The following is a 19,680-nucleotide window of genomic DNA, read 5'->3' on the forward strand; positions in this document are numbered from 1 at the left end:
TGAGTTTCAAAAACGGGAACCAAATATTCAGAAGAGGTGTATTTTCAAAAAAGGAGACCGATATGAAAGCCAAATCCAAAGCCCAGCAAAAGGCCGCCGGCGCCGCGCTCTCGGCCAAACGCGGAGAGATCAAGAAAAGCGACCTCCAAGGCGCGTCCGTCGAAATGTATGAAACAATGACCGAGGAAGAGCTCGACGATATGGCCTCGACCAAGCGCGAAGATTTGCCGGACAAGGTCGAGGATTAATTTATTTCGGATTTGAGCGCCTTAAGGACAATATCGCGGCCGCCCAGGCCCCAGAGGTTATTGTGCAAACCGTCTTCTATTCTATAGGCGGTTTTCGGCCCTTTATATCCTTCGAATAAAAGCTCGCCAAATTTGAGAGGCACAATTGTGTCTTTTGTACCATGTATCCAGATGAGCGGAAATGAACCGTTTTGGAGGGCTTCATCAGAAAGAAATTTATCCTTGAGCAAAAACCGGACGGGCAAAAAGGGCATAGCCTCTGCTCCCACGGCGACAATTGAGTTGAAAGAGGCATCCGCGATAAAAAGAGAAGGTTCGTGAGTTATGGAAAGTTGGGCCGCGACAGCCGAGCCAAGCGAGGTACCGTAAAAAACAATATTTTCGGGTGAAATTCCCTGGTTAACCACCCATTCATACTGACGCTTGGCAGCTTCCGTCAGGCTCTTTTGTGTAGGGCTCACCCCGCTTTGTCCCGGATAGCCGGGATAGCCGACAGACAGAACGCCATGTCCAGCCTCTATTAAATCGTTGAAAACATCATAATGACTATAGATCGCTGACCCATTGCCATGGAATACCATCACGGTTTTTCCGTCTGGGCTAGTCGGCGGCGTCCACCAAGAAATTATATCGTTTTGGGCATTTCTAATTTCTTCCATCTCGACATTAACATCGGCAGGAGAAAGATAATTTTCAGGTGGAAAGTAAAGCAGCTTTCGCTGCATCACATAGACCCCAATCACAAGCAGAATGTATAATCCAATGAGAACCGCAAGAATGCCGATAACCCATTTCATGACTGTTTGTCTTCGTAAGCCATTCGATAATAAAATCTCACATTATAACATTTACTTTGCCTTGAGGCTTAATCTGCAATCGAGTTTTGCAAGCATTGCAAGACATGAATAGACCACGTTCCTGCAAGGGAGACACTCTACCTTCTTCAACACAATTTGCACAAATATATGGGTAGCCATCTATTTCGTCACTTTTCAGCTTCCATACGATACCACCCGTATCAAACCTATGAATTTTATAGCTTTCCGTAACCGATTTTTGTTCGTTGAGTTTAATAATCTCTTTCTTTAACTCGATATTTTCAACAGTTAGTTCATGGATTTTGCTAACCGCTTCGGTAGCTTCACGCTGAGCCTCACTAATAACCTCTTGAAGCGGCTGAACAGCTTCTAAGAGCTCAACATCATCTTTTAATTTAATTAGACGTTTTACGTAGCCAGCAGCTTTGCCGATAGAATCAAACATAGCTATGAGACTAATTGTAAAACTTGAGGATTGCTACGGGTTCGTGGTGCAACGAACCCGCTTTTTCGGTATCAAACTTTTATAAAGTTTGATTTTGGCGCGGTGCGCCAAACCCCTACAAAGTCTTAATAATGCTCTCGACCATTTTTTTCGCGTCTGACAGGAGCATCATCGTCTTGTCTTCATAGAACAGATCATTGTCGATACCGGCATAGCCTGTGGACATGGAGCGTTTGACGACGAGCACGGTGCCGGCTTTATCGACGTCCAGAATAGGCATGCCGAAAATCGGGCTGGACGGATCGGTTTTGGCGGACGGGTTCGTCACGTCATTGGCGCCGATAACAAAGGCGACATCCGCATTGGAGAATTCGGAATTAATGTCTTCCAGCTCGAACACTTCGTCATAAGGGACGTTCGCTTCGGCGAGGAGCACATTCATGTGGCCCGGCATCCGCCCCGCAACCGGGTGGATAGCGTAAACCACATCGACGCCTTCTTCCTTCAGCGTATCGGCCATCTCGCGAATGGCGTGTTGGGCCTGCGCTACGGCGAGGCCGTAGCCCGGCACGATGATGACTTTGGACGCATTTTTCATAATGAACGCCGCGTCTTCGGCAGAGCCCTGTTTGAACGGGCGCTGTTCCTTGTCGCCGCCTGCAGCGGAGGATGTATCGCCGCCAAATCCGCCGAGAATGACGGAAATAAAGCTCCGGTTCATGGCTTTACACATGATGTAGGACAGGATCGCGCCCGAAGAGCCAACGAGCGCGCCGGTCACGATAAGCGCCATATTGCCGAGCGTGAAACCGAGCGCCGCCGCCGCCCAGCCGGAATAGCTATTTAGCATGGACACCACGACAGGCATGTCCGCGCCGCCGATCGGAATGATAAGCAGAAAGCCGAGAATAAAAGTAATCGCGACAAGGCTCCAGAGGATTGTCGGATCCGAACCGCCGGATTTCATCAACATCCCGATGAGTACAGCTACGCCGAGGCCCAGGGCGATATTAATCAAGTGCCGGAAAGGCAGCATAATTGGCGCGCCGGACATGTTCCCGTTCAGCTTGGCAAAGGCAATGACAGAGCCGGAAAAGGTAATCGCGCCAATGGCCGCGCCGAGTGATAGCTCGAGCAAGCTTCCGGCCTTAATGGTGCCTTCGTCGTTCAGGATGCCGAAGCTATCCGGCGAGAAAAAGGCGGCAACGGCCACAAGAACAGCTGCCAATCCGACCAAGGAGTGAAACGCCGCAACAAGTTGCGGCATATCCGTCATGGGAATTTTTTTCGCAATTACCGCGCCGACGACACCGCCGACTGCAAGGCCAGCTCCGGCGAAAAGGAAACCTGTACCGCCCATCCCCGCGACCAAAAATGTCGTCACGATTGCAATGGCAATACCGACCATGCCGTAATAATTCCCGCGGCGGGAGGTTTCAGGAGAGCTTAGCCCCCGCAAGGCCAGAATGAAGAGAACCGCCGAGACTGTGTAGAGGATAGCGGCAAGATTGGCTGAGAGTTCAGGCATGATTATTTCGCCTTCTTCTTATACATGGCGAGCATACGTTGGGTGACGAGGAAGCCGCCGAATATATTGACGGCGCAAAGCGCCACGGCAATCGCGCCGGTCCAGGTGGAGACAGAAGAGCCGCCCAGCGCGCCTGCGGCCACGGCGATCAAAGCGCCCACGATAATCACGGATGAAATGGCGTTGGTAACAGCCATGAGCGGCGTATGAAGGGCGGGCGTGACCGACCAGACCACATAATATCCGACGAAAATCGCCAGAACGAAAATAGTCAGTTGGAAAACGATCGGGCTGACGGCGGCGCCTCCCGCCATGATAAGAGCGAAGGTCATAATCTACCCTTTCTTTTTCCCGGTATTTTTCGCGGCAGGCTTTTTAGGCGCCGCCTTTTTCGCACCGGGCTTTCCAGCTGGCAAAGAAAGCAAGCGCTCATGAACGACTTCGCCGTCTTTCGTCAGAGCGCAGCCTTTAATGATTTCGTCGTCCCAATTCGGCGCATAGGCTCCGGCCTCGGATGTCACCAGAGGCAAGAACGCTTTGAGATTACGCGCAAACATGTTGGAGGCATCCGCCGCCATACGGGACGGCCAGTTAAGATAGCCAACAATATGGACGCCGTTCTTGGTCGTGACGATTTCGCCTTTCTTGGAGCCTTCAACATTTCCGCCGCGTTCCACCGCAAGATCGACAATGACAGAGCCGGGCTTCATGGAATCCAGCATGGCCTTATCAATCAATTTCGGCGCGGGGCGTCCCGGAATAAGGGCGGTGGTAATAACAACATCCTGTTTAGCAACGTGAGACGCGGTCAGCTCGGCCTGAGCCTTTTGATACTCTGGCGACATTTCCTTGGCATATCCACCTGAGGTTTCGGCGGCTTTGAATTCGTCGTTTTCCACGGCGACAAATTTCGCGCCGAGAGAGGCAACTTGTTCCTTGGCGGCGGGGCGAACGTCAGTCGCCGTCGTCACCGCGCCGAGACGGCGGGACGTGGCAATGGCTTGTAGTCCTGCGACCCCCGCGCCCATGACGAATACTTTGGCCGGGGCGATTGTGCCCGCCGCCGTCATCATCATTGGCAGAGCGCGGCCATAAATCCCGGCGGCTTCGACCACAGAGCGGTAGCCGGACAAATTGGACTGCGAGGACAGCACGTCCATCGCCTGCGCGCGCGAAATACGCGGAATATAATCGAGAGCAAAAGCCGTGACGCCGGCTTTGGCGCAGGCCTGAGCGTATTTTGGATTATCGGTCGGGCTCATGGCTCCGGTAATTCCGGCGCCTTTTTTCAGGCTGCCAACCAGTTTTGCATCCGCCCCGTTTACCGAAAAGACAAGATCGGCATTTTTGACGCAAGCCGTATTGCTGGCGGCGATCGTCGCGCCTGCCTCTTTATAAGCGGCGTCTGAAAAATCCGCCTCTGCGCCCGCACCTTTGGTCACCGTAATTTTATGACCTGCGGCGACAAAGCCTTTAACGGTATCCGGCGTCGCGGCGACGCGGCGTTCTGCCGGCCCGGAATCTTTTATAACGGCTATATGCAAGACAAATCCCCTTCGACTGAAGTCTTAATCTATCGGCCCAAACGACGTCAGCCGGTCAGGCAAAGAGCGCTTACCCCGCCAGGAGGCTCAGCAGAAATGAGATTATACCCACAAAGATAGCGGTTCCCACCAATACGACATACCAGATGGCTTTGAATTTCAGGACCACACCAATCACAAATCCCACAATCAAACTGACAATGAGCGCGCTGAACCAGCCCATACCCACGGCAAACACCAAAGTCGGCATAAGAACAATAAGCGCAACAAGAGCGCCGCCATATTTCGTCAGACCCATAAATCCGCCAAATGTGCCGGATTGGGCTTTGACGTTCATTTCACCGCGATTGTAATTTGAAGAACCAGCTGCCATTTTTCTTTCCTGATGTCTTTTTCAAAGGGTTGTCCGCCCCCATATCCACCCGAGGATACTGGAGACAAAATTTCGCTTCTGCTATCATGCGCTTGTCCAACGGACAATAGCGCCAACGCCGTGTCGAGGCATATTTTTCCTCTAAAATGGATTTAACTTCCTGCTAACCCTGATTTTTGGCCAAAAATTCACCTGTTTGTCCCATATTCTTACGAACACCCTCTGGCGTCTCCTCTTCCTTTTGAGAGGGCTGTCAAATTTAAGAGTAGAAGGTATTTTGATGTCAAAAACTGTCCTGATTGTGGATGACGACCCGACTCAGAGGCGGCTCCTACAGGCCGTGGTCGAGAAAAGCGGTTTTTCCACCCTGCAAGCGGATAATGGGGACGGGGCTCTGGAAATTGCGCTCGGGGCCAATTCAGATAAGGTCAGTGTCATGTTGCTCGACCTGGTGATGCCGGGCCGCGACGGCATGGAAACTTTGGACGAGTTAGCGCTCAAACGTCCGGACTTGCCCGTCATTGTTTTGACAGGCAAAGGCTCTATCGAAACCGTCGTCAAAGCCATGAAAGCGGGCGCGCGCGATTTTATTGTCAAACCAGCTTCGCCTGAGCGGATTATCGTTTCCATCCGCAACGCGCTTGAAATGAATACGCTCGCCACAGAAGTCACGCGGCTGAAAAAGACCTCCGATGGGAGCCTTCAGTTTAATGACCTGATCGGCAATGCCGGAACGATGCGAACCGTTGTTGCGATGGGCGAACGCGGCGCGAAGGCCAATATTCCTATCCTGATCACTGGAGAATCCGGGGTCGGGAAAGAAGTCATTGCCCGCGCCATTCAAGGTGCGTCGGACCGGGCGGGACGACCCTTTATTACCGTAAACTGCGGGGCTATTCCCGAAAATCTGGTCGAAAGCATTCTATTCGGGCATGAGAAAGGCTCATTCACGGGCGCGAATAATAAGCATTTGGGCAAATTCCAGGAAGCCCATACGGGAACATTATTTTTGGACGAGATAGGCGAATTACCGCTGGACATGCAGGTAAAATTGCTCCGCGTTCTTCAGGAGGGCGAAGTTGACCCAGTTGGAGCCAAACGCCCCACACCAGTGGATGTCCGTATTATCAGCGCGACAAACCGCGATCTCCAGGAGTGCGTTGCGGACGGCTCTTTTCGCGAAGACCTCTATTACCGGTTGAATGTATTCCCTATTGCCGTCCCGCCCCTTCGCGACCGCCGCGAAGACATTCCGGCCCTGACCGAACATTTCATCAAACGGTTCAACGCTCAAGAACGCCTGAATATTTCCGGCGGCTTGCACGAGACAATCGAGCTTTTGCAAAATTATGAGTGGAAGGGAAATGTCCGGCAATTGGAGAATATGATCTTTCGGGCGATGATCTTGTCAGATGGCGAGACATTGCGCCCTCAAGACTTCCCCCAAATCACAGGTGAGGCACCCTCTTTTTCCAAAGGATCACCGTCCGGCCTGGAAAGCTGGACACAGAAACTGGATGAAAAAGCGGCCAATCCGGCAGACGATATGAAAGCGGTTTCTGTTTTTGATCGCGAAGGTCACCTGAGAAGCCTGGAAGAGGTTGAAAGAGATCTGATTGAATTCGCTATCCAGAATTACTCCGGTCACATGAGCGAAATTGCCAGACGTCTCGGAATCGGTCGTTCGACGCTTTACCGCAAGGTCCGCGAACATTCTCTTGATGTGGACGACGTTCGCTCCGCCTAACAAATACCTAGCATTATAGTCTGCCGCATTAAGGCCCTATTCTCCGGCTATATCCTGTCCAAATTGTATATGGTTTTACAAAGTGCAAAGTGTCACTCTGTAGACCCTAATCTCAAGAAGGACTTAAATTATGCGTTTTTCTGTTTGCGTTTTCGCCTCTCTCTTTTCTCTGAGCCTTTTGGCAATATTCACAGGATCGGCCTCTGCCGGAGCGCTGCCGACTGAATTCGCTAAACTTGATAGAAATGGTGATAATCAGGTGAGTTTCTCTGAGTATAAGCTTTATGCGGACAGCGCCGGAATCTCTCCAACCGAAGCCGCCCAGGATTTTGTTAGATCCGCTCAGGGCGACGCTATTTTGACAGAGGATGAGTTAAATCTGGCCCTTTTAATGGAAGGGAAAGCCTACGCCCTGAAGCCCGGCACGCCTCCTGATTCTGTGCTCCCTCGAGGTCCGCAGCCTCTGTCGGATGTCCAGAATGTCGAGGAAGAGCCCATATATGGCTATGAATCCATTCCGGCGGAATAAACTTCATTTCGAGTAAGAAATTTCCTGCTTTGCTTTCTTGCCGACATTTAATGAAACGGAAGAGGCATCAGGCCGTTAATTGGTTGACGGATGCGGACTAAACACTCCCCCCTTCAAACTGTTTCTCCGCGTCCGTCAATTTAAAAGGAGATTTCAATGACCTATCATAATACTGTCGCCCTTACTGCCATCGCAACTCTATTGACAGCCGCGCCCGCTTTTGCAGGCGACAAGGCTAAAGACATGTCAAAAAAAGAGGTGTTTATGAAAATAGACACTAATAGTGATAGCCAATTGACCTTCACCGAATTTGCGACCTTTAGCGAATCGCACGGCGTGAGCACGTCTGTTGCAGCCGAAGAATTCAGCCGATTAGCTGGCCAAGATACAACTATCAATATGGACGGTTTTGCCGATTTTGATATGGCTGGACTTAAGAAAAATAAGATGAAGTCCGCCATGAAGCAGACTGACAATAAAATGTCGGCCCCTGACTCAATGCGCGTCGATTCCATACAGACATATGAAAATCAACCCGAGGCAGTTCTAAATCGTACAATAACGACTTCGACCGATACCTCCGCAAATATGAATGTTGAATATAAGGATTTCGCCGCACTTGACGCAAATTCAGATGGAAATGTCAGCTATGACGAGTACTGGAAAATGCGTAAGTCTCAGGGTCTCTCCAGCGCCACGAAAGCAGCTCAGGAGTTCACGAAATTAAGCAATGGCCAAAGGACTTTAAGCCAAAGTCAGTATCAAGCCGCTATATCAAATGATGTTCTGAATACGCCTAGATATCGTTCTACGGCTGGAATGGAAGCGTCCGTCACCTCCGACAGCTCTATAGAGACTGATAGAATGAATGAGACCGAAACCAGACAAGACTATCCAGTCGATAACAATCCGGCGGGACTCAATCAGATGAATGATCCTGATGCCATGTCAAACATGACAAATTCAGGCGCGGAAACTGATTTGGACAAGACTTCCAATCCGCAAATGAAAGTTTGGGGCGAAAAATAGAGCCGCCTAAACGAATTTAAAACTGAAGCCCGCTTCTGGCGGGCTTTTTGATAGTTGGCTTTATTATTTAAGCCCTTTTTTGCCTTATTTTCGTCTCAACTCCCAATTTTTTGTAACGCAACAAAACGCGCCTTTAGACATTATATTAGCAGAACATTCACTCAACTGGGGGTGATTGGCTGATAAGAAAGGAATTTCGATATGACTTATCTAAAAACAACTTCCATTGCTATGGCACTCGCCGCCATTCTGGGCGCGGGTAGCGCTTTTGCTGGGGACACACCCCCCACATTTTCAGACTTAGATACGGATGCTAATGGCCAAGTGTCATTCTCTGAATTTGCGAAATATAAAGAGAAAGAGGGGAAAACCCTTACAAATGCTCAGCGTCAATTTAATGTGATTTCAGGAGGAAGCGAAAGTTTCTCAGCTGAACAATATGAAAAATCATTTGCTGTAAAAGGCGAAGTGGACGCTAGGGAAACTGACTCTGTTGTTGTCATGCCATCTGATTCAACCGCTGTAAAAGGGGCTGTAGACTCTGGAGTGATCGTTGATGAGTTCGATGAAACTCCAGACGCGGATCCGCAGGCCCAAGACGCGCAGATCCAAGACGAACAATCTATGTCTGATGACGCCATGGAGACTGAGACTGAATCTATGGAGATGGATGAAGAGCCTGTGGAAGCCGAAACCATGGACACTGAGTCCACGATGGAGACAGACCCAGTCGACGCTGACGCAACGCTGGACACTGAGACGGACGTCCAAACCGAAACAGATGTCGAGACTGACATAGGTTTGGAAGAAAATGAAATTGCTCTGGATCCGGACGTTCCTTCCGCATTTGAGACGACAACCGACTCTGACGTACAAGTCGAAACTGGCGTAGAAGGTGATGCCATCTTACAAACGGATCCGGCACTTGAAAGTCCGACACTGGAAAATCCGGCTCTTGAAAACGAGGTCATGTCAGACACGGAGACGACGATTGACTCTCCTCAAGTTGAGGGTTCTGACCTCAACATAGATCCGACCGTAGACGCCGTAACGGGCGAGAATGACACCTCTTACGAGACTGAATTCTCCGTACCGGAAGCGCCGGAAACGCCCACTTTAGACGAGACTGACCCTGTGGTGGAATCAGAGATGGAAAGTGATGTTGAACTACAGGAAAACATGACTCTTGAAGAAGATTCCGATGTAGACCTCGACATTAAATCTGATGTTGAAACTGATCTGGAAAGTGAATCAGACCCTAACTAAGATATCTCTTTTTTGATAATAGCCCGTTCCGCGAAAGTGGAGCGGGTCTTTTTATCTGCATCCAAAACTGACTTAAACGTGCCCGAATAAATTCCCTAATTAGTCCTCTGAGCGAACCAACCGAAGAAAGGGTCTTTTAGGCGTTGGTGCCTTTGGCGATTCCTTTGGCGGCTCCGGCACATATTCCGGCAAGAAGGGTTCAATTTTTGGATCGCTGAAATCGACATCCGGTTTCTTCATAACCTGATCTTCGGGCATATCCTCTTCGATCTGCCTGACGCGCGGCGTAAAGTTTTTACGTCCGAATCCCTTTTTCGAGCTTAGGCCTTTTTTTGGCTTCGAGGCCCAGCCTCCAGCGGAACGGCTATAATCCGCGTCCGGGTCATGTTCGGAGGCTTCGGAACTTCTTTTAGCTTTAAGCTCTTTGACCTTTTTATTCATGCGCGAGACGACCTGCCTTTGCGCCGAAGACAAGGCATCCCCCGCGCGCCCCTTTTCCGGATCATGAAAAGCCGAGCCATATTTTTCGAGACGTTCGAGTACGCTCTCGCCAAACTCGTCTTCAAATTCGCTAATATGGTCAAGCTCTGTCAGTTTGGCATGGAGCCTGGCAATCTTGCGCCGCGCATTACGGGCAGATCGCTCCCGCGACTTCGCCATTTTATCACGGAAAGCGCTTTGCGCCTCGTCTCGCGCCGCCTGCTCCTCTTGCCATTGCTGCTTGTCATAATCGGACATGAAGGCCGTGTAGCAGAAAAAGAACAGAAGCGGAACACTTAATCTGTATTACCCTATTGGTCGGCAACAACTTCCATATACATGTCGAGCAGGGCTTCCTGCTCCGCCCGTTCAGACGCGTCCTGCTTGCGTAGTGAGATCACCTTTCGCATCACCTTGGTATCAAACCCAAAGCTTTTTACCTCGGAATAGACTTCGCGAATATCTGTCGCCAGTTCGGCTTTCTCGGCTTCCAAACGCTCGATACGGGCGATGAACTGTTTCAATTTTTCGCGGGTGGCCTGACCCATTTGGTCAGCGCGGTCTGCATCGGAAATCATAATGACCTCTTATTTCCTAAAATTCTGTTGAAGGGTCTGGTATCGCGTCAACGCGCTGCCTGCTATGGGCGGGTGCAGAGGAAATTGTGGACAAGCGAATTCGTCGCAATCTTACCTCTGCCCTTTTGACGTATAAGTCCCTATAAGGGTTAGTAAATTTGCAAGGAGAGCCGAATGCTCTATATTTTATATGCACTGACAATCGCCTCATTTCTCTATGTATTGTTCACACTGGTCATGGGCGCAAAGTCTATGGGCGGCAAACAAACCGGCGATAGAGAGAAATCCAATATCTGGATGCGCCGCCGGGTTGTCGCGCAAGCCGTCGCCATTGGACTGCTTATCCTGACGGTTTACGTCAAAACCAGAGGCTAGGCTCTTGGTCAAACTCAACAAGATATATACCCGCACGGGGGATGACGGTTCGACCGGCCTCGTTGACGGCTCTCGCCTGTCCAAATCGGCCTTGCGCGTCAGAGCCTATGGAGATGTCGACGAAACCAACGCCGTAATCGGTCTGGTTCGGCTTCACCTGGAAAACCGCCCGCTTGATGACATGTTCTCGCGCATTCAAAACGATCTTTTCGATCTCGGCGCAGATCTGGCAACGCCGCTCCCAAAAAAGGGCGAAGCCGATAGCGAATACGCTTTGCGAATAGTGGAAAGCCAAACAACGCGTCTTGAAAAAGAGCTCGACAGTCTCAATGAGGATCTCGAGCCGCTAAAAAGCTTTGTCCTGCCCGGCGGAACCCCACCGGCGGCTTATTTGCATCAGGCGAGAACCGTCTGCCGGCGGGCCGAACGTGTCTGCGTAGCTCTGAGCGAAGTGGACGACGTCAACCCGCATGCCATTCAGTATCTGAACCGCCTGTCGGATTACCTATTTGTGGCAGCCCGTTGGACAAATGATCAGGGACAAGCCGACGTTAAATGGGTGCCCGGCGCCAATCGATAAGCCGCGCCTGTTTAGAACTGGCTTGGATATACCCTATTCACCTGTCTTGAGGTGTTTTGTAAGCCGCGCCGCCATTTCCGTCGGGGTTGTACGCCCATAGAAAAAATCGACAAATTTTCCGTCCGCGCCCATCAGATACATTATGTCTGAATGATCGACTGTATATTCTGCGGCGCTTTCCGGCGTTGGCACTTTAGAGGAATAGACCTTGTAGGCGGCTTTGACAGTCGAAACTTCTTCCGGAGTTCCGGTAAAGCCTTGCAACCCTTCCGGGAAACCATTGGCCTCAACATATTGGGATAAGGATTCAACCGTGTCGCGTTCAGGGTCCACGCTTATCAAAACATAGCCGATATCATCGCCTTTATCGCCCAGAAGGCTTTGAGCCTGACCCATTTTCTGTAAGGCCGTCGGACAAACATCCGGGCAATAGGTGAACCCGAAATAGATTAAATGCGGTTTCCCGGTGAGCGTCTCTTCGTTTACGCGCTCCCCATTTTGATTAACGAGCGAAAACTCGCCGCCAATATCCGCCTGTCCTGATGTGACAGTTTTACCAGCCTGGCCAGACGTGCCTTCGTTTGGACCGCAGGCCGCAAGGCTCATAGCCGCAACTGACATCACTAGAAATTTTGCAAAAGGCATATTGGCTCTCTGATATAAAAACTTTCGAGCTATGGCATATCCAAGCCCGCCTAGAATGCGTATAAACCAATTATGACTACTGCACTATCCCTTAGACTTTGTCAGATTGACGCGATGGGGACCATATTATCTGAGCGGCGGCTGTGAACGCGGCCCCTGATATCAGCCTGCCACTCGGACTGAGCGAAATGGCCGATCCGCCCAAGCCGCCCGCACGGTCTATGGGCCGGCTTCGGCGCTATACTCTGGTGCTTTTGCGCTGGGGGGCTATTGGCGGTCAGGCTCTGGCGTTATTAATTGTCAGCCAGTTATTTAACTATCCGCTTCCGGTCCTCGCCTGCTCCCTCGTTGTCGGGGTTAGCGTTGTCGTCAATCTCGCCATAACCACGTTATTTCCGCTGGAACGGCGTGTCGGCGAATTAGAAGCACTTCTTCAGCTTGGCTTTGATATTATCCAATTGGCCGTACTGCTTTGGCTGACTGGCGGCATCACCAATCCTTTTGCGCTTCTCTTTCTCGCGCCCGTTGTGACGAGCGCGACGACCTTATCTAAACCCGTCCTGCTGACGCTTGCTGGTTTAGCCACCGTGCTGTCCCTCTGGCTGGTGTTTCATTACCGTCCTTTGCCCTGGGATCCTGCCGCGCCTCTTGATTTACCTCTCCTCTTTCGTCTCGGCGTCTGGACGGCAATCATTGTCGGCTCCATCTTTACCTCCCTCTATGCGTGGCGCGCGACCAAAGAGAGCCGCAAAATGGCCGCCGCCCTGGCCGCAACTGAAACCCTTTTGGCGCATGAACATAAACTCTCCGCTCTGGGAGGCCTCGCCGCGGCCGCCGCGCATGAGCTGGGCACCCCTCTCGCCACTATTCAGGTTGTTGCCAAGGAAATGAGCCGCGAAATTCCGGAAGGTACCTCTTTGTCCGAAGACGCCGCCCTTCTCTTATCTCAGGCCCAGCGTTGCCGCTCCATTCTGGAACAGCTTTCCCTGCGCGGCGATGAAGGCGATGCCATTCATGATCAACTCTCCCTTGAAGATCTGTTCGAAGAAGCCGCTGAGCCCTTTATTGATATCGACCCGGATATTACGATCGAAACCTATGGCGAAGGCCCTGAACCCGCCCTGCGCCGTCAGGCCGAGCTGCTCTACGCCATGAAAAACTTTGTCGAAAACGCTGTGGATTTCGCCCGCGACCAGGTCAATCTCACCGGTCATTGGACAGAAGATTACATTACTCTGACGATAGATGATGACGGGCCGGGATTCGATCCCACAATTCTGGGTCGGCTTGGCCAACCATATGTGACCATGCGAACCCGGCAAAAAACCAAACCCGACCGCGCCGGAGGCTTGGGGCTCGGTGTCTTCATTGCAACGACCTTAATTGAACGCACCGGGGGAGCCGTGCATTTCAGCCGGGCTCCGCTTGGCGGCGCAAGAGTGGAGGCGAAATGGCCAAGAAAATCCTTGATACTGCCGAGAACCCAATAAGAGAAGACGGCTTTTTGCATATCTATTCAGCTCTTTTGACGCTGTCACACGTAGACAGAATGGGATAAAACAGAATTATCCTGACGGACGGCTCTATAAGACAGAGAGGATGAGACAAGAGTTATGACTGAATATGACTTACCGAATGATGCCAGTCTTTTAATTCTGGACGATGACGGACCTTTTCGGACGCGTCTCGGGCGCGCCCTGGAGCAACGCGGCTTCACCGTCGAGACCGCCGAGACTGTGACAGAGGCCAAAGCCATCGCACGGTCTAAACCACCGGCTTTCGCCGTTCTGGATATGCGGCTTGAGGATGGAAACGGATTAGACGTCATTGATCTGCTCCACCAGACCCGCCCGGATTGCCGCATGGTGATGCTTACGGGATATGGGAATCTGGCGACAGCCGTTTCGGCGGTAAAACGCGGCGCGGTAGATTATCTGGCCAAACCTGCTGACGCAGATGATGTCTGCAAAGCGCTCCTCGCGAGCAAGGGCGAAGCGCCCGAGCCGCCGGAAAACCCCATGAGCGCAGACCGCGTGAGGTGGGAGCACATTCAGCGCGTTTACGAGCTTTGCGGGAAAAATGTCTCGGAAACCGCCCGGCGACTTAATATGCACAGACGCACCTTACAACGCATCCTCGCCAAACGCGCGCCGAGATAATTCGTAATTGAACGATTTATTGTTCAGGCATTTCCCGAAGCGTTATATTTGAGCCGTATAACTATTTGAACAACACTACTCAGCTTCGTCCTGAGATATTTCTGACAGTGTAAATACGGTTCCGTCAGAGGTTGATTTAACTTCAATCTCGGCCTGAACATTCTGCGCGAATGTTGTCATCAAGCGCGTGCCGAGCCCGCCATTTTCCTTCTTTTCTTTCGGGGGCTTTTTCTTATCTCCTTTATTATTCATGCCGCACCCATTATCTGAAACAGTGAGCGCCCAAGGCTCGTTTTGATTGGCCACAAAAGAAATATGAATCAACCCGGTTCTGTCGTCCGGGAACGCATGTTTAAAGGCATTGGTGACAACTTCATTTAAGATGAGGCCAAGCGCCACAGCTTTATCTCGCTCCATGCGGTATGACGCCGCCGACAATGTAATATCTATAGATGAGTCAGACGCAAACGCCTTTCTGAGACTTTCACAAAGCGCCTTCAGATATTCCGCAATATCTATATTTTCCTGAAAATCGCCGGAGCTATAGATCGAATCATGTATGGCCGCGAAACTATTGACTCGCGTCGACGCCATTTCCAAAGCCTCTTTCACTTCAGAGGATTTGTGACTCCGGCTTTGCATGTTCAAAAGCGCTGAAACCATCGCAAAATTATTCTTCGTCCGATGTTCCAATTCCCGAATAAGAAGCGTCGTTGTTGTAAGTTGGCGGTCTCTTTCCATTGTCGCCAGGCGGATGCCGCGTCTGAAAATTTCTGCAAACAACAGAATAAACGAAGCCGCAAACCCATTTACAATTGTGCGGGCGGCGTCCCCCTCTATTTCAAATGAAAAAGAGCGCGGCTCCGGCAGTACAAAATACCAAGCATGTAAGAAAGCAAACAGAAATGTTGTCAGTCCGGATTGCCAACGTCCGTATAAGGTGGAGATAAGTATAGCAGGGTAAATAAGGGAAAAAGGCCCGGCGGCGGCAAAAATGGCGTCGACCAGCGCGCGAGCAAAAACGGCCATCAGAAAACAGCATAGTCCAAAAATGATTTGGATTCCTATGGTAGGAACTCTTTTAGAAAATTTGTCGACGACATCAAATTCGACGAGTCTGTCACGCCCTTTAACTAGCACAAGGCCCCTCCCGAAGCCGCTTCCCCGCAGACGCTTCGCGCATGTTTTTCTTATAATTTGTGAGCCGTGGCAATCAGATTCTTGCTTCCTGTAAAAAAGAAGACCGAAATCTGAAATTTTAAATGAAAGCCGCACCGTAGTGGGAGGGGGACTTGAACCCCCGACCTCAGGATTATGAGTCCTGCGCTCTAACCAGCTGAGCTACCCCACCATACGGTGCGAAGCGCGGCATATAGGACAGACGCGAGCCTCTGCCAAGCAGAAAAGTAAGTCCTGCGCCCTAAGCGAGAAACATCATTTGCGGGTCTTGCAGCAGAGCTTTCAAATCTTGCATCATCTTGGCCGCGTCATAGCCGTCAATGACCCTGTGGTCACAGGAGACCGAGAAGTTCATGACTTTGCGCTCAATCACCTCGCCGTCTTCCATAACCAGTTTCGGGCGGATTTTATTGGGGCCAAAAATGGCCACTTCGGGCCGGTTGATGACGGGCGTTGTGACAATGCCGCCTAAAGGACCGAGCGAGGTCAATGTGGTTGTCGCGCCGCTCATCTCTTCAGGCTTGAGTTTATTATTACGCGCGCCCTCGGCCAATCGGCCTAACTCTTCCGCCATTTTCCAGACGGAAAGGGTCTGCGCCTTTTTCAAAACAGGCACGACCAGACCAATATCGGTCTGCGTCGCAATCCCCAGATTGAAATCGGAATATTGTGAAACATAGCCCTGCTCATCCATATAGCGCGCGTTAAATTGCGGCCAATCACGGAGCAGGACAGCCATCGCCCGGATCATGAGCGGAAGCACGGTCAGCTTTGGCTTGTCTTCGGATTTTTTCCGATTGATGCGGGCGCGGAACGCTTCCAGCTCTGTCACATCTATTTCTTCAACATAGGTGAAATGCGGAATATTTCGCTTGGATTCCTGCATACGCTGCGCAATCACGCGGCGCAGGCCAATTACCTTGATGCGGGTTTCGCCGTCTTCCGGCTCTGCGGCTTTCTCGAGCAGGTCGAGATCAGCATGCGTGACCTGACCTTCGCCGCCGCTGGCTTTCGCTTTGGACAAATCAAGACCGGAATCCATGGCGCGTTTACGAACGGCCGGACTCGCCAATATTTTCTCTGAGGATGACTTTTTCTCTGAAGTTGATGGGGGCGTTGACGGTGTTTTCGACGCCGGAGAGGAAGGCTTTGCAGGCGCTTCCGCTTTTTTCGGAGCGTCTTTTGTCTCGCTTTCCGGCGCGGGCGCAGACCCTTCGACTTCCAAAGTTACAAGATGGCCTCCAACGGAAAACACATCCCCCTCTTCACAGCCAAGCGCTAAAATCTTGCCGCTCACCGGGGAGGTAAGCTCGATTGTGGCTTTGTCTGTCATCGCGTCCGCAAGAGGCGCATCTTCTTCGACTTCATCGCCGACAGAAACATGCCAGGCGGTAATCTCGGCTTCAACAACGCCTTCGCCAATATCGGGAAGTTTGAAAATAAACTCATCGGACCCGGCAGGCGCCGAGCCGTCAGAGGAAGACTTTTCTACCGTCTCACCTTCGGATGTTTCTTCTGCGTCTGCGTCTGCTGCGTCTTCACCTGCCGCGTCTTCGCCTTCGGTCTCCAAAACGACCAAATGACCGCCGACAGAAAATACGTCACCTTCTTCACAGCCGAGGGATTTCACGACGCCGTCCACCGGCGAAGTCAGCTCGATGGTGGCTTTGTCCGTCATCGCATCAGCAAGTGGCGCGTCTTCTTCGACTTTGTCGCCAACAGACACATGCCAAGCGGTAATCTCGGCTTCGACAACGCCTTCGCCGATATCCGGCAGTTTGAAAATAAATTCGCCCATAATCTATGCGGCTTTCATGACAGTTTTGACGGCCCGTGTCAGACGTTTCTGTCCCGGGAAAAACGCCCATTCCTGCGCGTGAGGATAAGGTGTGTCCCATCCTGTCACGCGTTGGATAGGTGCTTCAAGGTAATAAAAACAGTGTTCCTGAACAAGAGCGGAGAGTTCCCCGCCAAAGCCGGAGGTTCGGGTGGCTTCGTGAATGATAACGCAGCGGCCTGTTTTCTTTACAGATTCGACAATCGCGTCGAGATCCAGCGGCAAGAGAGACCGAAGATCCAGAACATCCGCGCTGATGCCCATATTTTTCACGACCGCCTCAGCAACCCAAACCATGGTGCCGTAAGCCAAGATAGTGAGTTCATTACCTTCGGTAATTTTGCGGGCCTTGGCCAGAGGCACAGTATAATGACCTTCCGGGACTTCGCCGAGTTCATGGCTCTTCCAGCCGACGGACGGTTTCTGATGGTCGCCGTCAAACGGGCCATTATATAGCCGTTTGGGCTCCAGGAATAAAACCGGGTCATTGTCTTCAATCGCCGAGATCAAAAGACCTTTTGCGTCATATGGGTTTGACGGAATGACGGTTTTCAAACCGGAAATATGCGTAAACAGGGCTTCAGGGCTCTGGCTGTGCGTCGTGCCGCCATAGATGCCGCCGCCGACGGGCGTGCGGATAGTCAAAGGCGCCGTAAAGTCGCCGTTTGAGCGATAGCGGAGGCGAGACGCCTCTGACGCGATCTGGTCATAGGCCGGATAGATATAATCGGCGAACTGGATTTCCGCGACAGGGCGCAGGCCATTGGCCGCCATACCAATCGCGATGCCGACGATACCACCCTCGGAAATCGGCGTGTCAAAACAGCGGTGAAGACCATGTTTTTCCTGTAATCCGGCCGTGCAGCGGAACACGCCGCCGAAATAGCCAACGTCTTCGCCAAAGACGAGGACATCCCGATCCTCAGTCATTTTTACATCCATCGCATCGCGGATGGCTTCGATCATGCTCATTTTAGCCATTAGTCTATCTCCCCCTGGAACATCTCTCTTTGACGGAGAAGGTGATCTGGCTCTGTTTCGTAAACCTGCTCAAACATTGTGCTGTCAGGAAGCTGCGTGGAATTGGCGACAGAGCCCATGGCTTCCGCCTTCTTAAAGGTTTCGCGCACTTCTTTTTTCAGCTCTTCAGCTAGAGCCTCATGTTTTTCTTCGGTCCATTCCTCAATATGGATGAGGTGGTTTTTCAGCCGCTCTACCGGGTCGCCAAACGGCCAGACATCGCCTTCATTTTCAGGACGGTATTTAGACGGATCATCTGACGTGGAATGGCCTTCCTTGCGGTAAGTATAATGTTCGATAATGGTCGCGCCGCCGCCCTGACGGGCGCGGTCGGCTGCCCATTTCGTCGCCGCATAAACCGCCAGCATGTCATTGCCGTCGACCCTCAATGTCGCGAGGCCATAACCCGTTCCGCGCGCAGCGAAGGTTTCGCCCCGGCCCGCCGCGATACCTTGAAAACTTGAAATCGCCCATTGGTTATTGACGACATTGATGATGCACGGCGCGCGGTATGTGGAAGCGAAGTTTAGCGCATAGTGGAAATCACCTTCGGCAGTTGCGCCCTCACCCGTAAAGACTGACGCAATGCCGTCCGTATTTTTATAAGCTTCGGCCATCGCCCAGCCCACGCCTTGAATAAGCTGCGTGGCCAGATTGCCCGAGATAGAGAAAAATCCGTGTTTCTTGAAAGAATAAAGCACCGGAATGGATTTCCCGTCCAGCGGATCACCCGAATTGGACAGGACCTGACACATCATCTCTTTCATTGACGCGCCGCGGGCGATCAGAATGCCTTGCTGGCGATAGGTCGGGAAAGTCATATCTTCATCACGGAGCGCCATCGCGTGTCCGACGCTGACGGCTTCTTCGCCGGTGGACTTCATGTAAAAGCTCATCTTGCCCTGGCGCTGCATGGTGAACATGCGCTCATCCATGGCGCGGGTGCGCATCATATGGCGCAGTCCCTCGCGTAATTGGTCTGCGGACAGGTCGGGCTTCCAGTCGCCATCGGCTTCGCCGTTAAAACGCAAAACCCGGATAAGCTTTAAGGCGTGCTCAACAGTATCATGCGCGTCGCAAAGGGGATCCGGGCGCGAAGGTGAATGGTTTGTGGGAATCGAAATATGGGAGTAGTCCGGGGTGTCGCCCGGGCGGAATTGCGGCTCCGGCACAAACAGTTTGGATTGGTTGGAACGGTTTCGCTCTGCGCGTGCTTTGTTTTCGGCTGACTGACCCATTCTATCCCTTTATTCCCGTTTTGTCCTGTTTGGACGTTTTTCTTATCACAATTACGTTCAAT

At 51.6% G+C, this 19,680-nt stretch carries 22 protein-coding genes and 1 tRNA gene; 9 read left to right on the forward strand and 14 right to left on the reverse strand.

The genetic code is table 11. From position 1 onward, the window contains the following. Positions 1 to 62: 62 nt before the first annotated feature. Complete coding sequence (locus tag ACN0IC_RS13375) at positions 63 to 248, forward strand: DUF3008 family protein (RefSeq protein WP_416879284.1); 186 nt, start codon at positions 63 to 65, stop codon at positions 246 to 248. Here ACN0IC_RS13375 and ACN0IC_RS13380 read toward each other — a convergent pair. The 6 genes from ACN0IC_RS13380 to ACN0IC_RS13405 all read right to left on the reverse strand — a co-directional run bounded on the left by ACN0IC_RS13380 (position 245) and on the right by ACN0IC_RS13405 (position 4,956). Beyond that, positions 245 to 1,045, reverse strand: a complete 801-nt coding sequence (locus tag ACN0IC_RS13380) for an alpha/beta hydrolase (protein WP_416879285.1) — start codon at positions 1,043 to 1,045, stop codon at positions 245 to 247. The two genes, ACN0IC_RS13375 and ACN0IC_RS13380, sit on opposite strands and share 4 nt — an antisense overlap. A 37-nt stretch (positions 1,046 to 1,082) precedes the next feature. Then, entirely contained in the window at positions 1,083 to 1,511 is a 429-nt protein-coding gene (locus tag ACN0IC_RS13385) for a hypothetical protein (RefSeq protein ID WP_416879286.1), read from the reverse strand. Positions 1,512 to 1,626: 115 nt separating this feature from the next. Next, positions 1,627 to 3,039 carry an NAD(P)(+) transhydrogenase (Re/Si-specific) subunit beta gene (locus ACN0IC_RS13390; protein ID WP_415810063.1) on the reverse strand — a complete coding sequence of 471 codons (1,413 nt, stop codon included), beginning with the start codon at positions 3,037 to 3,039 and terminating at the stop codon, positions 1,627 to 1,629. A gap of 2 nt (positions 3,040 to 3,041) precedes the next feature. Continuing rightward, positions 3,042 to 3,353 (reverse strand): proton-translocating transhydrogenase family protein, encoded by a 312-nt coding sequence (locus tag ACN0IC_RS13395; protein ID WP_416879315.1) that lies wholly within the window; start codon positions 3,351 to 3,353, stop codon positions 3,042 to 3,044. A gap of 21 nt (positions 3,354 to 3,374) precedes the next feature. Continuing rightward, the gene (locus ACN0IC_RS13400) at positions 3,375 to 4,583 is read right to left on the reverse strand and encodes a Re/Si-specific NAD(P)(+) transhydrogenase subunit alpha (RefSeq protein WP_416879287.1); all 1,209 of its coding nucleotides are present in this window, start codon (positions 4,581 to 4,583) and stop codon (positions 3,375 to 3,377) included. A gap of 70 nt (positions 4,584 to 4,653) precedes the next feature. Continuing rightward, the gene (locus tag ACN0IC_RS13405; protein WP_416879288.1) at positions 4,654 to 4,956 is read right to left on the reverse strand and encodes an aa3-type cytochrome c oxidase subunit IV; all 303 of its coding nucleotides are present in this window, start codon (positions 4,954 to 4,956) and stop codon (positions 4,654 to 4,656) included. Positions 4,957 to 5,236: 280 nt separating this feature from the next. Between ACN0IC_RS13405 and ACN0IC_RS13410 the strand changes: the two genes are divergently transcribed. From ACN0IC_RS13410 to ACN0IC_RS13425, 4 genes are all read left to right on the forward strand, one after another. Further along, positions 5,237 to 6,703, forward strand: a complete 1,467-nt coding sequence (locus ACN0IC_RS13410) for a sigma-54-dependent transcriptional regulator (RefSeq protein ID WP_416879289.1) — start codon at positions 5,237 to 5,239, stop codon at positions 6,701 to 6,703. A gap of 130 nt (positions 6,704 to 6,833) precedes the next feature. After that, positions 6,834 to 7,232, forward strand: a complete 399-nt coding sequence (locus tag ACN0IC_RS13415) for a hypothetical protein (protein WP_416879290.1) — start codon at positions 6,834 to 6,836, stop codon at positions 7,230 to 7,232. Positions 7,233 to 7,388: 156 nt separating this feature from the next. Next, a complete protein-coding gene (locus ACN0IC_RS13420) occupies positions 7,389 to 8,261 on the forward strand; it encodes a hypothetical protein (RefSeq protein ID WP_416879291.1) in 873 nt (290 codons plus the stop codon). A gap of 201 nt (positions 8,262 to 8,462) precedes the next feature. After that, complete coding sequence (locus ACN0IC_RS13425; protein WP_416879292.1) at positions 8,463 to 9,527, forward strand: hypothetical protein; 1,065 nt, start codon at positions 8,463 to 8,465, stop codon at positions 9,525 to 9,527. 99 nt (positions 9,528 to 9,626) lie between these two features. Here ACN0IC_RS13425 and ACN0IC_RS13430 read toward each other — a convergent pair whose 3' ends face one another. Both ACN0IC_RS13430 and ACN0IC_RS13435 read right to left on the reverse strand, forming a co-directional pair. Further along, positions 9,627 to 10,265 (reverse strand): hypothetical protein, encoded by a 639-nt coding sequence (locus ACN0IC_RS13430; protein WP_416879293.1) that lies wholly within the window; start codon positions 10,263 to 10,265, stop codon positions 9,627 to 9,629. A 53-nt stretch (positions 10,266 to 10,318) separates the two neighbouring features. Continuing rightward, a complete protein-coding gene (locus ACN0IC_RS13435; protein ID WP_416879294.1) occupies positions 10,319 to 10,585 on the reverse strand; it encodes a DUF2312 domain-containing protein in 267 nt (88 codons plus the stop codon). A 174-nt stretch (positions 10,586 to 10,759) separates the two neighbouring features. On the opposite strand from ACN0IC_RS13435, the gene ACN0IC_RS13440 reads away from it, so the two are divergent. Together ACN0IC_RS13440 and ACN0IC_RS13445 are read left to right on the forward strand one after the other, a co-directional pair. Then, positions 10,760 to 10,960: an HIG1 domain-containing protein gene (locus tag ACN0IC_RS13440; protein ID WP_416879295.1), complete on the forward strand. Its 201-nt coding sequence runs from the start codon at positions 10,760 to 10,762 to the stop codon at positions 10,958 to 10,960. Positions 10,961 to 10,964: 4 nt separating this feature from the next. Then, entirely contained in the window at positions 10,965 to 11,540 is a 576-nt protein-coding gene (locus tag ACN0IC_RS13445) for a cob(I)yrinic acid a,c-diamide adenosyltransferase (RefSeq protein WP_416879296.1), read from the forward strand. A gap of 33 nt (positions 11,541 to 11,573) precedes the next feature. Here the strand turns inward: ACN0IC_RS13445 and ACN0IC_RS13450 are convergent, their stop codons facing one another. Then, positions 11,574 to 12,185, reverse strand: a complete 612-nt coding sequence (locus ACN0IC_RS13450; RefSeq protein ID WP_416879297.1) for an SCO family protein — start codon at positions 12,183 to 12,185, stop codon at positions 11,574 to 11,576. 143 nt (positions 12,186 to 12,328) lie between these two features. Here ACN0IC_RS13450 and ACN0IC_RS13455 point away from each other — a divergent pair, with 143 nt between their 5' ends. Together ACN0IC_RS13455 and ACN0IC_RS13460 are read left to right on the forward strand one after the other, a co-directional pair. Continuing rightward, entirely contained in the window at positions 12,329 to 13,675 is a 1,347-nt protein-coding gene (locus tag ACN0IC_RS13455; RefSeq protein ID WP_416879298.1) for an ActS/PrrB/RegB family redox-sensitive histidine kinase, read from the forward strand. A 123-nt stretch (positions 13,676 to 13,798) separates the two neighbouring features. After that, the gene (locus tag ACN0IC_RS13460) at positions 13,799 to 14,344 is read left to right on the forward strand and encodes an ActR/PrrA/RegA family redox response regulator transcription factor (RefSeq protein WP_416879299.1); all 546 of its coding nucleotides are present in this window, start codon (positions 13,799 to 13,801) and stop codon (positions 14,342 to 14,344) included. A 75-nt stretch (positions 14,345 to 14,419) separates the two neighbouring features. Here ACN0IC_RS13460 and ACN0IC_RS13465 read toward each other — a convergent pair whose 3' ends face one another. The 5 genes from ACN0IC_RS13465 to ACN0IC_RS13485 form a co-directional block, all read right to left on the reverse strand. Further along, positions 14,420 to 15,373, reverse strand: coding sequence for a sensor histidine kinase (locus ACN0IC_RS13465; protein WP_416879300.1), 954 nt, complete (start codon positions 15,371 to 15,373; stop codon positions 14,420 to 14,422). Between the two features lie 248 nt (positions 15,374 to 15,621). Next, positions 15,622 to 15,695 (reverse strand) — tRNA-Met (locus ACN0IC_RS13470). A gap of 69 nt (positions 15,696 to 15,764) precedes the next feature. Continuing rightward, a complete protein-coding gene (locus ACN0IC_RS13475; protein WP_416879301.1) occupies positions 15,765 to 17,321 on the reverse strand; it encodes a 2-oxo acid dehydrogenase subunit E2 in 1,557 nt (518 codons plus the stop codon). A 3-nt stretch (positions 17,322 to 17,324) separates the two neighbouring features. Then, complete coding sequence (locus ACN0IC_RS13480; protein ID WP_416879302.1) at positions 17,325 to 18,341, reverse strand: alpha-ketoacid dehydrogenase subunit beta; 1,017 nt, start codon at positions 18,339 to 18,341, stop codon at positions 17,325 to 17,327. Then, positions 18,341 to 19,618, reverse strand: a complete 1,278-nt coding sequence (locus tag ACN0IC_RS13485) for a thiamine pyrophosphate-dependent enzyme (protein ID WP_416879303.1) — start codon at positions 19,616 to 19,618, stop codon at positions 18,341 to 18,343. The genes ACN0IC_RS13480 and ACN0IC_RS13485 overlap by 1 nt, the downstream gene beginning before the upstream one ends. Between the last annotated feature and the right edge of the window lie 62 nt (positions 19,619 to 19,680).

The organism is Litorimonas sp., from assembly GCA_029936425.1.
Lineage (GTDB): Bacteria > Pseudomonadota > Alphaproteobacteria > Caulobacterales > Maricaulaceae > Litorimonas.

What these genes read in the sequence shown, in the direction of transcription:
- ACN0IC_RS13375 (WP_416879284.1), top strand. Translation starts at nt 63, where the DNA reads ATGAAAGCCAAATCCAAAGCCCAGCAAAAGGCCGCCGGCGCCGCGCTC.
- ACN0IC_RS13380 (WP_416879285.1), bottom strand. Translation starts at nt 1,045, where the DNA reads ATGAAATGGGTTATCGGCATTCTTGCGGTTCTCATTGGATTATACATT.
- ACN0IC_RS13385 (WP_416879286.1), bottom strand. Translation starts at nt 1,511, where the DNA reads ATGTTTGATTCTATCGGCAAAGCTGCTGGCTACGTAAAACGTCTAATT.
- ACN0IC_RS13390 (WP_415810063.1), bottom strand. Translation starts at nt 3,039, where the DNA reads ATGCCTGAACTCTCAGCCAATCTTGCCGCTATCCTCTACACAGTCTCG.
- ACN0IC_RS13395 (WP_416879315.1), bottom strand. Translation starts at nt 3,353, where the DNA reads ATGGCGGGAGGCGCCGCCGTCAGCCCGATCGTTTTCCAACTGACTATT.
- ACN0IC_RS13405 (WP_416879288.1), bottom strand. Translation starts at nt 4,956, where the DNA reads ATGGCAGCTGGTTCTTCAAATTACAATCGCGGTGAAATGAACGTCAAA.
- ACN0IC_RS13410 (WP_416879289.1), top strand. Translation starts at nt 5,237, where the DNA reads ATGTCAAAAACTGTCCTGATTGTGGATGACGACCCGACTCAGAGGCGG.
- ACN0IC_RS13415 (WP_416879290.1), top strand. Translation starts at nt 6,834, where the DNA reads ATGCGTTTTTCTGTTTGCGTTTTCGCCTCTCTCTTTTCTCTGAGCCTT.
- ACN0IC_RS13420 (WP_416879291.1), top strand. Translation starts at nt 7,389, where the DNA reads ATGACCTATCATAATACTGTCGCCCTTACTGCCATCGCAACTCTATTG.
- ACN0IC_RS13425 (WP_416879292.1), top strand. Translation starts at nt 8,463, where the DNA reads ATGACTTATCTAAAAACAACTTCCATTGCTATGGCACTCGCCGCCATT.
- ACN0IC_RS13430 (WP_416879293.1), bottom strand. Translation starts at nt 10,265, where the DNA reads ATGTCCGATTATGACAAGCAGCAATGGCAAGAGGAGCAGGCGGCGCGA.
- ACN0IC_RS13435 (WP_416879294.1), bottom strand. Translation starts at nt 10,585, where the DNA reads ATGATTTCCGATGCAGACCGCGCTGACCAAATGGGTCAGGCCACCCGC.
- ACN0IC_RS13440 (WP_416879295.1), top strand. Translation starts at nt 10,760, where the DNA reads ATGCTCTATATTTTATATGCACTGACAATCGCCTCATTTCTCTATGTA.
- ACN0IC_RS13450 (WP_416879297.1), bottom strand. Translation starts at nt 12,185, where the DNA reads ATGCCTTTTGCAAAATTTCTAGTGATGTCAGTTGCGGCTATGAGCCTT.
- ACN0IC_RS13460 (WP_416879299.1), top strand. Translation starts at nt 13,799, where the DNA reads ATGACTGAATATGACTTACCGAATGATGCCAGTCTTTTAATTCTGGAC.
- ACN0IC_RS13465 (WP_416879300.1), bottom strand. Translation starts at nt 15,373, where the DNA reads ATGGCCGTTTTTGCTCGCGCGCTGGTCGACGCCATTTTTGCCGCCGCC.
- ACN0IC_RS13475 (WP_416879301.1), bottom strand. Translation starts at nt 17,321, where the DNA reads ATGGGCGAATTTATTTTCAAACTGCCGGATATCGGCGAAGGCGTTGTC.
- ACN0IC_RS13480 (WP_416879302.1), bottom strand. Translation starts at nt 18,341, where the DNA reads ATGGCTAAAATGAGCATGATCGAAGCCATCCGCGATGCGATGGATGTA.
- ACN0IC_RS13485 (WP_416879303.1), bottom strand. Translation starts at nt 19,618, where the DNA reads ATGGGTCAGTCAGCCGAAAACAAAGCACGCGCAGAGCGAAACCGTTCC.